This window comes from Kitasatospora sp. NPDC057692 (assembly GCF_042799475.1).
Classification (GTDB): Bacteria; Actinomycetota; Actinomycetes; order Streptomycetales; family Streptomycetaceae; genus Kitasatospora.
This window is the reverse complement of sequence record NZ_JBHVIV010000090.1, coordinates 19,292-33,975: the sequence shown is the minus strand read 5'-3', so window position 1 is coordinate 33,975 and position 14,684 is coordinate 19,292. Positions and strand designations below refer to the sequence as shown.

Sequence of the window (14,684 nt, the reverse complement as noted above, 5' to 3'; positions counted from 1 at the left end):
GGGACGGGGTGGAGGGCGGGGTCGAGGACGTAGGTGCGCATGTTGGGCAGGGGGCGTCCGATCGGGACGGTCTCGTGGCCGACCGGTTCGGTGATGGGGAAGATTGTCGAGCCGACGGAGGCCTCGGTCGGGCCGTACTCGTTGATCAGCTCGGTGTCCGGGGCGAGCGCGCGCCAGCGCTCCAGCGTGGCGCGGGTGAACGCCTCGCCCGCCACCACCAGCACCGGCGCCAGCGCGGCCGCCTGCTCGGCGGTGAGCTGCCGGGCCAGGACGTCGAGGTGGCCCGGGGTCAGCTTGACGAAGCTGTACGGCCCCGAGGCGGCCAGGTGCTCGCCCAGCTCGTCCAGGGCGACGTCCTGCCCCACCGTGTGCACGGCCTGCCCGGTGACCAGCGGCGCCCAGAGGTTGGGGACGACGAGGTCGAAGGCGACGGAGGAGAACAGCGGGGCGCCTCCGGTGCCGCGGGAGGCGAGTTCGCGGGCCGCCCAGGCGACGTGGTTGACCAGGCCCCGGTGGGTGATCTCGACGCCCTTGGGGGTGCCGGTGGAGCCCGAGGTGAAGATGACGTAGGCGAGCCGGTCCAGGTCGTCCGCCCGCGCCGGCGCGGTGTCCGGCAGGCCCGTGGTGTCCGGCAGTTCGTCGATCGTCAGCACGGCCGAGGCGGCCTCCCGCATGGCGGTGACCCGGGCCGCGGGGGAGGACGGGTCGGCCGGCACGTAGGCGCCGCCCGCCTTCCAGACCGCGAGCAGGGCGGTCAGCAGGTCGGGGCCGCGGTCCAGCCGCACCAGCACCCGGGACTCCGCCGTGACGCCGAGGCCGCGCAGGTGGTGGGCGAGCCGGTTGGCCCGGGTGTCGAGGTCGGCGTAGGAGACGGTGGCGCCCGCGTGTTCGACGGCGACCGCGTCCGGGGTGCGGGCGGCCTGGGCCTCGAACAGCCCGAGCACGGAGGCGGTCTCGGCCTCGTGGGCGGTGTCGTTCCACCGCGTCAGCTGCCGCTCCCGCTCGCCCTCGGGCAGGAAGGCGGCCCGGGCGTCGCCCTCGGGGTCGGCGGCCATCGCCTCCAGGACCTGGCGCAGCATCTGCGCGAGCCGGTCCGTGGCGTCGCGGCTCAGGGCGCGTGGGGAGGCGGTGAGCACGAGGTGGCCGATGCGGGCCGAGACGCCGAGCGAGAACTCGGTGGGGCTGTCGTCGATGCTCGCCAGGTAGTCCACCTGCTCGTGGTCGACCTGGTCGAAGTCGTGGTAGCTGAACCGCATCTCGATCAGCCGCTCGGCGTCGGCGAGTTCGCGCTGGATCACCGGCATCGGGTAGGCGCGGTGCGGCCACAGTTCGACCTCGCGGGCGAACACGGCGGCGACCAGCTCACGCCAGGTGGCGGCGGAGCGGTCGTACGCGAAGGGCAGCGTGTTCAGGTGCATGCCGTAGACCCGGTCCGCGCCGAGCACCTCCGGCCGCGCGTTGCACACCAGGCCGCTGAAGAAGCGCTCCTCCTCGGTGATCAGGCTGAGCGTCTTGAGGTGCGCCGCGAGCAGCACGCTCTTGAGCGAGGAGCCCGCCTTGGTGGCCAGCGCGCGCAGCCGGTCCTCCAGGTCGTGGAAGGGCACGGGGGCGCGGTGCGGGGCGCCCGCGTCGTCCGGCGCGCCGCGCCACGCGGCGGGCACGGCCAGCGGCGGGTAGCCGTCGACGACGGACTGCCAGTAGGCGCGGGAGTCCGCCGAGCCGAGGGCGTCCAGTTCCGCGGCGATGAAGTCGGCGAAGCGGACGGCCGGGGTACCGGATCCGTCGGGCCGCCCGCCGTCGCGGATGCGGCCGTACTCCTGCAGGATCTCCATCAGCAGCGAGTGGTGGCTCCAGCCGTCCAGGATCGCGTGGCACTCGGTGTTGGTGAGCCACCAGCTGCCGTCGCCGGCCACGTGCGCGTGCAGGCGCAGCAGCGGCGGCTCCGCGAGGTCGAACAGCTCGGCGCGCTGCTGCCGCACGAACTCCCGCAGCTCCGCCAGGAGCAGTTCCTCGGACAGGTGGGAGACGTCGATCACGACGATCGGCAGCTCGGTGGCCGCGTGCACCAGCTGCATCGGCACGGAGTAGCCGGTGAGGTCGAAGGAGGTGCGCAGGACGTCGTGCCGGGCGGTGACCGCGGCGGCGGCCTCGCGCAGCGCCTGCGCGGAGAACGGCCGTTCGTCGCGGATCCGGAAGGCCGTGGCGTTGTGGTACGGGTGCCGGCCGTCGTCGGTCAGCATCTCCACGACCATGCCGAGCTGCACCTGGGAGAGCGGGTATGCGTCGGCGACGCCCTCCGGGAGCCGGGCCGCGTCCTCGGCGGTGATCAGCGAGAACGGCTCCGCGGTACGGCCGACGCCGGTGGGCGCCGGGCGGCCGGTGACCAGTTCGGCGATCCGGGCGACGGTGCGGTGCTCGAAGACGTCGCGCACGGCGAGGTCGTAGCCGATGGCCCGCAGCCGGCCCACGAGCGCGACGGCGCGGATGGAGTGCCCGCCCAGCTCGAAGAAGCCGTCCTCGACGCCGACCCGCTCCAGGCCCAGGACGTCCGCCCACACGGCGGCGATGCGCTCCTCGGCGACCGTGCGGGGGCCGACGGATCCCTCCGCTCCCACGGCCTCGCGGCCGGGCACGGGCAGGGCCCGCTTGTCGAGCTTGCCGTTGGTGGTCAGCGGCAGTGCGTCCAGGACGACGAACGCGGCCGGGACCATGTAGCCGGGCAGGCGGCCGGCCAGGTGGGAGCGGAGCGCGCCCGGGGCGGGCGCGGTCCCGTCGGCCGGGGTCACGTACGCGACCAGCCGCCCGTCGCCGGGGGTGTCCTCGCGCAGCAGCACGACCGCGTCCCGCACCTCGGGGTGGGCGGTCAGCGAGGTCTCGACCTCGCCGAGTTCGATGCGGAAGCCGCGGACCTTGACCTGGTCGTCGATGCGGCCGAGGAACTCCAGGCCGCCGTCCGCCAGCCGGCGGGCCAGGTCACCGCTCCGGTACAGGCGGGAGCCGGGCGGCCCGTACGGGTCGGGTGCGAACCGCTCCGCGGTCAGCCGCGGCCGGTTGAGGTAGCCGCGCGCCACCCCGGCGCCGCCCACGCAGAGCTCGCCGGGCACGCCGATCGGCACGGGACGGCCGTCGGCGTCCAGCAGGTGGACGCTCAGGTCCGCCAGCGGCCGGCCGACCGGACTGGCCCCCCGCGCGTCCAGGTCCTGCGCGGTCACCCGGTGCAGGGTGGTGTGGACGGTGGTCTCGGTGATGCCGTACATGTTGACCAGGGCGGTCCGGTCGAGGCCGAAGCGCTCGGCCCACGGCCGCAGCTCCGACACCTCCAGCCGCTCGCCCCCGAAGACGACCGCGCGCAGAGCCAGGTCGGCGTCGGTGCCGACCAGGGCGCGGAACGCGGTCGGCGTCTGGTTCAGGACGGTGACCCTCTCGCGCACCAGGAGGTCGAGGAACTCCTCGGGGGAGCGCACGACGGAGTCCGGGACGACGACGAGGCGCCCGCCGTACAGCAGCGCCCCCCACATCTCCCACACCGAGAAGTCGAAGGCGTAGCTGTGGAACAGCGTCCACACGTCAGACCCGGTGAAGGCGAACTGCTCGTGGCCGCGCTCCATGAGGCGGACCACGTTGCGGTGGGTCAGCGCGACCCCCTTGGGCCGGCCGGTCGAGCCCGAGGTGTAGATCGTGTAGATCAGGTTCTCCGGGCTTCCGGCGACGGCCGGATCGGTGTCGGGCCGGGCCGCGAGGGCGTCCCCGTCCTCGTTCCCGTCCCCGTCCCCGTCGAGCAGCAGCAGCTCGCCGGGGAACAGCCCGGCGTGGGCCCGCGTGGTGACGATCAGGGGGGCCCGGGCGTCGTCCACGATGTAGGCGATCCGGTCCGCGGGGTTGGCCGGGTCCAGCGGCAGGTAGGCGGCACCGGACTTCAGGATGCCGAGCAGCGCGGGGACCAGCTCGATGCCGCGCTCCAGGCCGAGGCCGACCAGGGTCTCAGGACCGGCGCCCCTGGCGATCAGGGCGTGGGCGATGCGGTTGGCACGGGCGTTGAGCTCGGCGTAGGTCAGCGTGGTGCCGGCGAAGGAGACGGCGGGGCTGTCCGGGGTGCGCGCGGCCTGGTCCTCGAACAGCTCGTGCACCCGGCGGGTCACCGCGGGGAACCGCTCGGCCGGGCGGGTCAGCAGGGCCAGCTCCTCGTCCCCGATGACCTCCAGCGCGGACAGCCGCGCCCCCGGGGCGTCGGCGATGCCGGCGAGCAGGCGCAGCAGGTGGCCGCGGAAGCGCTCCACCGTCGTGCGGTCGAACAGCGCCGTCGCGTACTCCAGGTGCCCGCCGAGCGAGCCGTCCCCGCCCTCGCGCAGCTGCAGGTCCAGGTCGAACTTGGCGAACCGGCCCGAGCCCTCGAAGGGCGACACCTCGACGCCGGGCAGCACGAAGGCGGTGTCCCGGTCGCCGTGCAGGGTGAACGCGACCTGGAACAGCGGGGTGCGCGAGAGGTCGCGCACCGGCCGGATCTCCTCGACGATCCGGGCGAACGACAGGTCCTGGTGGTCGTACGCGTCCAGCACGGTGGCGCGGGTGCGGGCCAGCAGGTCGGTGAACGCCGGGTCGCCGGACAGGTCGCCGCGCATCACCAGGGTGTTGATGCCGTAGCCGATCAGCTGCTGGAGCTCCGGGCGGCCGCGGCCGGAGACCACGGTGCCGACCGCGATGTCGGGGCGGCCCGTGTAGCGCGCCAGCAGGGTCTGGTAGGCGGCGAGGAACAGCATGAACAGCGTGCTGTCCCGGGCGGCCGCCAGCTCGCGCAGCCGGACCGCGAGCGCTTCCGGTACCTCGAACGGCACCGTGGCGCCCGCGCCGTCGCGCACCGCCGGACGCGGTCGGTCCGCGGGCAGGTCGAGCGGTGCGAGGTCGGCCAGCCGGTCCGTCCAGTAGTCGGTGTGCCGGGTCATCGCGTCCCGGGTGAGCTGCTCGTGCTGCCAGGCCGCGTAGTCGGCGTACTGCACGGCGAGCGGGGCCGGGGCCGCGCCGCGGTACAGCTCGCTCAGCTCCTGGCCGAAGACCTGGGTGGACCAGGCGTCGCAGGCGATGTGGTGGAAGACCACCGCGAGCACGTGCTCCTCGGCGGACACCCGGATCAGCAGCCCGCGCACCGGCCAGTCGCGGCCCAGGTCGAAGGTCCGGGACAGTTCCGCCTCGACCAGGGCGTGCGCCGCCGCGTCGTCGGCGGCCCGGGCGCGCACCAGCGGGAGCGGGCGGGGGTCGTCGACGACCTGGACCGGCTCGTCGTCCCGCAGGACGTAGCGGGTGCGGAGGATCTCGTGCCGCTCCACCACCCCCTGCCAGGCCCGCTCCAGGGCGTCGGCGTCGAGCGGGCCGCGCAGCCGCAGCACCAGCGGCACCAGGTACTCGGGGCTGTCGGGCTCCAGCCGGCTGAGGAACCACATCTGCTGCTGTCCGTACGACAGAGGCAGCGGGGCGCCGCGGTCGGCGCGCGGGATCCCCGCACGGCGCGGGGCGGCGGCCCCGCCGCCGGCGAGGCGGCGGCGCAGCAGCTCGGCCCGGAGCGCCTCGGCATCGGTGCCCGGGGCGACGGGCGATTCCATGTTGCCGGTGCTCATGCCAGGTGCTCCTTGCTCGGCGGGGTGTCGGTGGGGGAGAGGGGGCCGACGGCGTTCAGCAGTTCGGTGTCGGACAGCGCGGCCACCTCCGCGGCGACGCGCTCCTCGACGGCGGCCGCGAGCTGGGCGACCGTCGGTCCCTCGAAGACCGTGCGGACGGCGAAGTCGATCCCGTACTCCTGCTGGATCCGGGAGATCAGGCGGATCGCGAGGATCGAGTTGCCGCCGATCTGGAAGAAGTTGTCGTGCGCCCCGGCCCGGACGCCGAGCAGCTCGGCCCAGATCTCGGCGAGCGCCTGCTCGACCGGGCCGCGCGGCGGGACGTGCGCGTCGCCGGCGGCCGGCGAGGGGTCGGGCAGGGCCCGGCGGTCGGTCTTGCCGTTGGCGTTGACCGGGATCGCCTCCAGCGCGGTGAAGGTCGCCGGGATCATGTAGTCGGGCAGCCGCGGCGCGCAGTGCGCGGCGAGGTCGGGCAGTTCGCCGCCGGGCTCGGCGGGCACCGCGTAGCAGGCCAGCGCGGGCTCGCTGCCCTCCGGTCGGCGGACCACGACCACGGCCTCGCGCACCGCCGGGTGCGCGGTCACCACGGCCTGGATCTCGCCGAGTTCGACCCGGTAGCCGCGGATCTTGACCTGCTCGTCGAGCCGGCCCAGGAAGGCCACGTCGCCGTCGGGCAGTCGGCGGACCAGGTCCCCGGTGCGGTAGAGGCGGGCGCCCGGCTCGGCGGCGTAGGGGTCCGGAACGAACCGCTCGGCGGTCAGCTCGGGCCGGCCGGCGTAGCCGCGGGCCACGCCCGTGCCGCCCACGTAGAGCTCTCCCGCCACACCGACCGGGACCGGCCGCAGCGCCGGGTCCAGCACGTACATCGTCATGTTGGGCAGCGGCCGTCCGATCGGCAGGACGTCCGGGACCGGCCCGGCGCCCTCGGGCGGCACGGGGTGGACCGACGTGCCGACGGTCGCCTCGGTCGGCCCGTACTCGTTGATCAGCGCCGTGTCCGGGGCCAGCTCCCGCCAGCGCGCGAGCGTGCCGCGGGTGAACGGCTCGCCCGCCACCACGATGACCGGGGCGAGGGTGTCGGCCTGGACCGGGGAGAGCTGGTGGGCGAGGACGTCCAGATGGCCGGGCGTCAGCTTCAGGAAGCTGAACGGGGCGGCCTCCGCGAGGCGCTTGCCCAGCTCGGACATGTCGGTGTCCTGCGGCAGCAGGAACAGCCGCTGACCGGTGGCCAGGGGCGCCCACAGGTTCGGCACCACCAGGTCGAAGGCGACCGAGGAGAACAGCGCCGCGCCGCCGTGGTCCCGTCCGGCCAGCTCCCGCGCGGCCCAGGCCACGTGGTTGGCCAGGCCCCGGTGGGTGACCTCGACGCCCTTGGGCGTGCCGGTCGAGCCCGAGGTGAAGACGGTGTACGCCAGCCGGTCCGGGTCCCCGGAGCGCGGGGGCGCGTCGGAGGGCTGTGCGGCGGTCTCCGCGGCGTCGGCGTCCACCCGCAGCACCCGCGGGCCGGGCGCGGTGAACCGCTGCTCGTACGCCGCGGAGGTCACCACGACCCGGACCCCGGCCGCCGCGCACATCGCGGCGATCCGCTCCGCCGGGTACGACGGGTCCACCGGCACGTAGGCGCCGTCGGCCTTCCAGACCGCGAGCAGTGCGGTCACCAGCTCCGGGCCCCGGTCGAGCAGCACCGCGACGCGTGGCTCGCCGCCGCCGGCCAGGGCGCGCAGCCGGTGGGCGAGCCGGTTGGCGGCGGCGTCCAGCTCCCCGTACCGGACGGTCCGGGTGCCGGCGTCCAGGGCGGTGCGGTCGGGGACGGCGCGGGCCTGCTCCTCGAAGCGCTCGACGACGGAGCGCCCGTCGTACCGGTGCGCGGTGTCGTTCCAGTCGGCGACCAGCAGCCGGCGCTCCTCGTCGCCGAGCAGCTCCAGCTCGCCGAGGGGCGTTCCGGGGTGGTGCGCGGCGCGGTCGAGCAGGGCGAGGAAGTGGCCGGCCATCCGCTCGGCGGTGGCCCGCTCGAACAGCGAGGTCGCGTACTCCAGGACACCGTCCAGGGCGCCCTCGGGGGTCTGCCGCATGAACAGCGACAGGTCGGTCTTCGCCACCTGCCAGGCCTCGGTGAACGCCGCCAGGTCCGCGTCGTCGGTGACGACGGAGGTCACGCCCTCGCTGTGCAGGTCGAAGGCGGCCTGGTAGAGCGGGGTGCGGGACAGGTCGCGCTCGGGCTGGAGCTCGTCGACGAGCAGCTCGAACGGCAGCTCCTGGTGGACGAAGGCCGTGCGGGCGGCGTCCCGGACCCGCTCCAGGGCCTCGGCGAAGGTCAGGTCCGCGGACAGCGCGCAGCGCACCACCAGGGAGTTGAGGAAGAAGCCGACCATGTTCTCGGTCCCGGGCCGGGTGCGGCCCGCCACCGGGGTCCCGACGGGCACGTCCCACTGGCCGCTGTAGCGGGCCAGCAGGGTGGCGTAGGCCGTCAGCAGGGTCATGAACGGGGTCGCGCCGTGTGCCCGGCCCAGCTCGGTCAGGGCGGCGGCGGTCCGGGCCGGCACCCGGAAGGGGACCATCGCCCCGCGCGGGTCGCGGACCGCGGGGCGGGGGAGGTCGGCCGGCAGGTCGAGCGGGGCGATGCCGTCCAGGGCGGTCCGCCAGTGGGCCAGCTCCTGCTCGACGGCGCCCTCGGACAGCCAGCGGTGCTGGTGGGCGCCGTAGTCGGCGTACTGCAGCTCCAGCGCGGGCAGTTCGGGCGCCCGGCCGGCCGGCTGCGCGGCGCACAGCTCGCGCAGCTCGCGCTCCAGGACCACCGTCGACCAGCCGTCGCAGGTGATGTGGTGCAGCGTCAGCAGCAGCACGTGGTCCTCGCCGGGCAGGCGCACCAGCAGCGCCCGCCACAGCGGCCCCTCGGCCAGGTCGAAGCCGCGCGCGAACTGCTCGCCGAACAGCGCGGGCAGCCCGGCGCGCCCGGCGTCCTCGACGCGCAGCTCGACCCGGGCGGCGCCGGCCGCGTCGATGATCTGGCGGGGCTCGCCGTCCTCGGCGACGTACCGGGTGCGCAGCGGCTCGTGCCGGGCGGCCAGCGCGTCCAGGGCGTGCCCGACCGCCTCCGGCGCCAGCCCGGCGGGCAGCCGCAGGAACAGCGGGGCGACCCACTCGGGGCTGCCGGGGTGCATCCGGTCCAGGAACCACAGCCGCCGCTGCCCGGAGGAGAGCGGGAGCTCACCGGACCGCGGCACCGGCAGGATGCCGGGCCCGTCCAGGTCGGGGGAGGGCCGCTCCCCGGCCGGGGCCGCGGTGAACAGCCTGGCCTGCGCCTCGACCGTGGTGGCGGAGAACAGACCGCGCAGCGAGACGTTCTCGCTGGACGCGGCGCGCAGCCGGGTCGCCAGCCGGGTCAGCTGGAGGGAGGTGCCGCCCAGCGCGAAGAAGTCGTCGAGGGCGCCGATCCGCTCCTTGCCGAGCAGGTCGGCCCAGACACCGGCCACCATCTCCTCCGCGGCGTCGCGCGGGGCGGTGTACGCGGGCTGCCGGGCGGCCGAGACCTCCTCGGGGTCGGGCAGCGCGGCGCGGTTCACCTTGCCGTTGGGCAGCTGCGGGAAGGCGTCGAGGGTGTGGAAGAAGGACGGCGCATGGCTGTCGGGCAGCCGTTCGGCCAGGAACACGCGCAGCTCGGCGGCGTCCACCGGGGCGCTCGCGGTCAGGTACGCGGCCAGCCGCTTGCCGCCGTCCTCGGCCGGGAACGCGGTGACGACGGCCCCGGTGACCGACGGGTGGGCCGCGAGCGCGGCCTCGATCTCGCCCGGCTCGATGCGCACCCCGTTGACCTTCACCTGGTCGTCCAGGCGGCCCCGGTACTCCAGGGTGCGGTCGGAGCGCCAGCGCACCTGGTCGCCCGTGCGGTAGAGGCGGGCGCCGGGCTCGGTGGCGTAGGGGTCGGGCACGAAGCGCTCGGCGGTCAGGTCGGGGCGCCCGGCGTAGCCGCGGGCGACCTGCGGGCCGCCGACGTACAGCTCGCCGGGGACGCCCACCGGGACCGGCGCGCCGTTCGGGTCGAGGACCAGCAGCTTCGTGCCGGGCAGCGGGCGGCCGATGGGCACGGCGCCGGTGGCCGCGGCCGGGTCGGCCGGCTGGGCGGTGACGTCGATGGAGCACTCGGTCGGACCGTAGGTGTTCCACACCTCGACGCCCTCACCGGCCTTCTCCCGCAACCGGGCGACCAGTTCGGCGTGCAGGGGCTCACCGGCCGAGAACAGCAGCCGCAGCGCGCCGCAGCGCTCCCAGCCGTCCTCCGCCACCAGCAGCCGCAGCACCGACGGCACCACCTGGAGCACGGTCACCCCGAGGTCGCCGACGGCGCGCAGCAGCGCCGCCGGGTCGCGCTCGGCACCCGCCGGGGCCAGCACCACGGTGGCGCCGCTGACCAGCGGGGCGAAGACCTCCCAGCCGGCCGCGTCGAAGCCGATGGTCGTCTTCTGCAGCACCCGCTCGCCGGGACCGAGCCCGTGCCGCTCCACGGTCCAGCCGACCCGCCGGGCGATGCCCGCGTGGGGGATGACCACGGCCTTGGGCCGGCCGGTGGAGCCGGAGGTGAAGATGGCGTACGCGACGTTGGCCGGGTCCGCGGCGGGGCCGTCCCCGAGGCCGGAGCCGCCCTCGGGGAGGTCGCCGGGACCGATCCGGCGGGCACCGGCCCCGCGCACGGCGGCGTCCAGCTCCGGCGCGGCCAGCACCAGCTCCGCCCCGGAGTCGCGGATCAGGTCCGACAGCCGCGCCGGGGGCTGGGCGGGGTCGAGCGGGACGTAGCCCGCCCCCGCCCGCCACACGCCCAGCAGCGCGACCACCAGGTCGAGGCCGCGGGGCAGGCTCACCCCGACGAGCGTCTCGGGCCCCGCGCCCAGGCCCCGGAGGTGGCGGGCCATGCGCGCGGAGGCATGGTCCAGCTCCTCGTACGTCACCGCCCGGTCGCCGTCGACGACGGCAACGGCGTGCGGCGTACGGAACGCCTGCTCGGCGAAGCGTTCCGGAAGCAGTTCGGCGGTCACGTCAACTCCTGTCACAGACCTGGGTGTGGGGCGGTGGCGGACTCAGCCCGCGACGGACTCGTCCATGCGGCGGCGCAGGCTCAGCGGCCGCATGTCGGTCCACACCTCGGCGATCCGGGCGAGGCACTCCTCGCGGGTGCCCTCGGTGCCCTCGGCGTGCCAGCCGGCGGGGAGCTCCCGCCCGGCGGGCCACAGCGAGTACTGCTCCTCGTCGTTCAGCACCACGCGCTGGCGGGGGCCTTCGGTCTGCTCGGTGGTCATGGTGGTTCCTCCGGAGGTGCGGGTGGATGGGGTGGGGTCGGGCAGGAGTGCCCGGAGGCGGACGGCCGCGCCGAGGGGCCGCCCCGCCGGTGCGGGACTCAGACCGGCAGGAAGTCCTCGACGCGGACTCCGAGCCCGCGCCGTTCGGCCTCCTCGCGCACGTACTCGGCCAGTGCGATGTCCAGCACGCCGAGGCCGAACGGGGAGTAGACGACGGGCCGTTCCGGGACGCGCCGCAGGAGCGTGGTGCCGCGCAGCAGCGCGCCGATCTCGGCGGTGACGAAGTCCCGGTTCCCGGTGGCCTGTTGGGCCAGGTCGAGGGAGGTGCGCTCGCGGCAGACGTGGTCGGTGTCGTCGACCACGTTGACCGCGCCGAGGATCGTGTCGACCGTCAGGTCGCGCAGTGAGACGTGCAGCACGGTGGTGTCCGGGCCGCAGGCGGCCAGGTCCAGGTGCGGAGCGGCGGCGGTGGTGGCCAGCGACACCAGCCGGTGCTCGCCGAGGGCCGCCGCGAGGTCGGTCACCGGGCGGGCCTTCACCCCGGGCGCGGCCTCGGCGCAGCGGTCCGCGAACGCCTCGGCGCGGGCCGGGTCGGTGTCGTAGAGGGCGGCCTCGCGCAGCCCGGGCAGGGCGGCGGCCAGGAAGCGCAGGATCTCCAGGTTGATCACGCCGCAGCCGATCAGCAGCACGCCGGCCGGGGGCCGCCCGGCGGTGAGTTCCGCGGCGGCGAGCGCGGCGCTGGCGGCGGTGCGCTTGGCCGAGATCACCGCGCCCTCGACGAACGCGACCGGGCGGCCGTGCTCCACGGAGTTGAGCACGATGGCGGCACTCGCACGCTCGGTGCCGGCGCCGACGTTGCCCGGGAAGGAGGCGATCCACTTCATCCCGGCCGCCGGCCGCTCGCCGCCGCGGTAGGCCGGCAGGCCGATGATCCGGTCGGCGCGGTGGTGCTCCTCGGGGAAGCGCAGGAACGTCGAGTGCGGCAGGGACGTCTGCCCGGCGTCGTGCAGCCGGTAGGTCTCGGCGACGAGGTCGATGACCTCCTTCTCCCGGCCGGACAGCACATCCGCCACGTCGGTGCGCCGGAGGATCAGCATGGGGTTCCCTCTCTACGGAACGGGCGAGGACCAGGGCCGGCGGTGCGGGCGCGACAGGCCGGATCCGGTGGCGCCGGGCCTGTGGTGATGCAGCGATGGTGGGCTCCGGCGCTATATGCGCCCTATACGGCCGCCGACCTGCGGCCGGGTGGTGCGGGCCGCTCCCGGAGGCGCTCAGGCCGTCCCGGAGCCGAGCGCGAGCAGGAAGGCCAGATCGTCCCGGGCGACCAGCGCAACGTCGCCCACCGGCGTGCCGGGCGCGTCGAGGGAGGCGTCGAGCAGGCGGTGCCAGGTGTCCCCGAACCGCTCGACGGTGGCCGCGTCGAACAGGTCCGTGTTGTAGCGCAGCATCAGCCGGAAGTCGTCGGCGCCCTGGAGCACCTCGACGGCGAGGTCGAGCTGCCCCTCCTGCTGGGGCACGTCGCACAGCTCGGCCCGCAGCCCGCCGAGCCGCACCGCCCCCTCGTAGAGCCCGGGCACCGGCAGCCGGTCCGCGGCCACCAGGGTGCAGGAGATCCGGAACAGCGGCCCGCGCGAGGACCCGGCGTCCAGCAGCTCCACGGGATGGCGGGCGTGCGCCATCCCGGTGCGCAGGTGCCGCTGCGCCGACTCGACGGCCTCCAGCAGCGTCGTCGCGGGGGTGAACCGCCCGAGGATCGGCAGGGTGTTGACGTAGTAGCCGACCGCCTCCCGGGTGCCGGGGGTGAACCGGGTGGTGGCCGGGCAGCCGACGAGGAAGCCGTCGCCGGCGCCGGAACGGTGCAGCGCGGCCTGGAAGGTGCCGAGCAGCCACGCGAACGGGGTGAGGCCCCGGCCCGCGGCCGCGGACCGCAGCCGCTGTGCCGTCGCCGGGTCCGGCCGCACCTCGTGGGTGGCGCCGCGGAGGGTGGGCTGGGCCTGCCGCGGCCGGTCGGTGGGCAGTTCCGCCGCCCGGACCCCGGCGCACACCTCCTGCCAGTACGCGGCGGCCCGCCGTCCGCGCGGCGAGGCGACGAACTCCCGCTCGCCGCGCACCTGCTCGTCCCAGGACGTGATCGCGCCGGGCGGTGCGACGGCTGAGCCCCGCCCCGTGCGGGCGCCGTACTCGGCGAACAGGTCGCGGACCAGCAGCCACTGCGAGGTGGCGTCGCTGACCAGGTGGTGGGTCGCGGTGACCAGCACCGAGTCGTCGGGCGCCCGGCGCAGCAGCACCGCGCGGAACGCCCCCGACTCCATGATGCGGAACGGCTCCTCGCTCGCCCGCCGGGCGAGCCGGAACAGCTCCTCGTCGCCGGCGCCCGGCACCTCCCGCACGTCGAGCCGCACCGATCCGGGTGCCGTCGGCAGCCGGACCGGGCCCTCGTCGGTGGCGGGGAAGCGGGAGCGCAGCAGTTCGTGCCGTTCGACGAGCGCGGTCAGCGCCCGTTGCAGGACCCCGGTGTCGACGCGGTCGCGCAGCCGCACGGCGAGGATGACGTTGTACGCGGAGCTGTCCGGGTCGATCCGGTGGGCGAGCCAGAGTGCTTCCTGGCCGGTGGACATGAGCATCGGTCGTCAGCCCTTCCACAGGTGCGAGACGTCGCCGAAGTTGTCGTTCACCCAGGTGTCGGAGTAGATGGTGTCGAGGTAGCGGTCGCCGCCGTCGGGGAGGACGAGGACGCAGTTCGAGCCCTCGGGGATGAGGTGCTTGACCTTCCACAGCGCCGCCACGGTGGCACCGGAGGAGCCGCCGGCGAGGACGGCCTCCCGGGCGACCAGCCGGCGGCAGGCGGTGACGCACTCCAGGTCGGAGACGTGCACCACCTCGTCGGCGGCCGTCGTGTCCATCAGTGGCGGCACCACGGAGGCGCCGTGCCCCGGGATCAGGCGCTGGGTGGGCTCCAGGCCGAAGATCGCGCTGCCCATCGCGTCGACGGCGACGATGGTGGTGTCCAGGCCGCGCGCCCTGATGTGGTCCCGGCAGCCGCGAAGGGTGCCGAAGGTGCTGACCGAGCAGAAGAGGAAGTCGACCTTGCCGTCCAGGGCCTCCTCGATCTCCCGCATGGTCGTCTCGTGGGCCTTGGGGTTGAGCGGGCTGGCGTACTGGTTGGGCCAGTACGCGCCGGGTGTCCGGTCGACCAGCTCGCGCACCCGGCGCAGCCGGACCGGCAGGAACTCGCCGGTGACCCGGTCGCGTTCGGTGACCACCTCCACCTCGGCGCCGTAGGCCTTGAGGATGGAGAGGTTCTGGCCGGTGGTCTTGCCGTCGACCACGCAGATGAAGCGCAGTCCGAAGTACCGGCAGATCTGGGCGAGTCCGACGGCGAGGTTGCCGGAGCTGGACTCGACGACCACCGATCGGCCCGGCTCCACCGCGCCGCTGCGGATGGCCGCGAGCATCATCCCGAGCGCGGAACGGTCCTTGACGCTGCCCCCCGGATTGAATCTCTCGATCTTCCCGAACACACGGGAGCCCAGGTCCGGCAGCAGCCTCTCGAATGCGACGAGTGGGGTGTTCCCCACGGTGGACAGGATGCCGGGGAACGTGTTCTCGGGCATGGCTGTTCGCCCCTTCCCGGAGAGGTGGGTACGGTTGCGGCGCGCGTCCGCCGTGTCGCGGGGCGCGGAGAACGGGCCGGGGCCTTCTCCCCGGGCGGGGAGGCCGGCCCCGGCCCAGTGCGGCGCCAGTCCGTCCGGCGGACGGGTGGCCGGTCTGGTCCGACGGCCGG

The 14,684-nt window shown here is 75.2% G+C and carries 6 protein-coding genes; all 6 read right to left on the bottom strand.

The genetic code is table 11. The annotated features are described in order from the left end of the window. Positions 1-5,609 (bottom strand): amino acid adenylation domain-containing protein (locus tag ACFVFS_RS34210; protein ID WP_380628777.1); only part of this gene is annotated, 5,609 nt, incomplete at its 3' end. Further along, positions 5,606-10,639, bottom strand: a complete 5,034-nt coding sequence (locus ACFVFS_RS34205) for an amino acid adenylation domain-containing protein (protein ID WP_380628776.1) — start codon at positions 10,637-10,639, stop codon at positions 5,606-5,608. The genes ACFVFS_RS34210 and ACFVFS_RS34205, both read right to left, overlap by 4 nt. A 42-nt stretch (positions 10,640-10,681) precedes the next feature. After that, entirely contained in the window at positions 10,682-10,900 is a 219-nt protein-coding gene (locus ACFVFS_RS34200) for an MbtH family protein (RefSeq protein WP_380628775.1), read from the bottom strand. 98 nt (positions 10,901-10,998) lie between these two features. Beyond that, the gene (sbnB, locus tag ACFVFS_RS34195; protein ID WP_380628774.1) at positions 10,999-11,997 is read right to left on the bottom strand and encodes a 2,3-diaminopropionate biosynthesis protein SbnB; all 999 of its coding nucleotides are present in this window, start codon (positions 11,995-11,997) and stop codon (positions 10,999-11,001) included. 174 nt (positions 11,998-12,171) lie between these two features. After that, on the bottom strand, positions 12,172-13,524 hold the full coding sequence (locus ACFVFS_RS34190) for a condensation domain-containing protein (protein ID WP_380628773.1): 1,353 nt from the start codon (positions 13,522-13,524) through the stop codon (positions 12,172-12,174). 6 nt (positions 13,525-13,530) lie between these two features. Further along, positions 13,531-14,514 carry a 2,3-diaminopropionate biosynthesis protein SbnA gene (sbnA, locus tag ACFVFS_RS34185; protein WP_380628772.1) on the bottom strand — a complete coding sequence of 328 codons (984 nt, stop codon included), beginning with the start codon at positions 14,512-14,514 and terminating at the stop codon, positions 13,531-13,533. Positions 14,515-14,684 lie beyond the last annotated feature (170 nt).

What these genes read in the sequence shown, in the direction of transcription:
- ACFVFS_RS34200 (WP_380628775.1), bottom strand. Translation starts at nt 10,900, where the DNA reads ATGACCACCGAGCAGACCGAAGGCCCCCGCCAGCGCGTGGTGCTGAAC.
- sbnB (WP_380628774.1), bottom strand. Translation starts at nt 11,997, where the DNA reads ATGCTGATCCTCCGGCGCACCGACGTGGCGGATGTGCTGTCCGGCCGG.
- ACFVFS_RS34190 (WP_380628773.1), bottom strand. Translation starts at nt 13,524, where the DNA reads ATGCTCATGTCCACCGGCCAGGAAGCACTCTGGCTCGCCCACCGGATC.
- sbnA (WP_380628772.1), bottom strand. Translation starts at nt 14,514, where the DNA reads ATGCCCGAGAACACGTTCCCCGGCATCCTGTCCACCGTGGGGAACACC.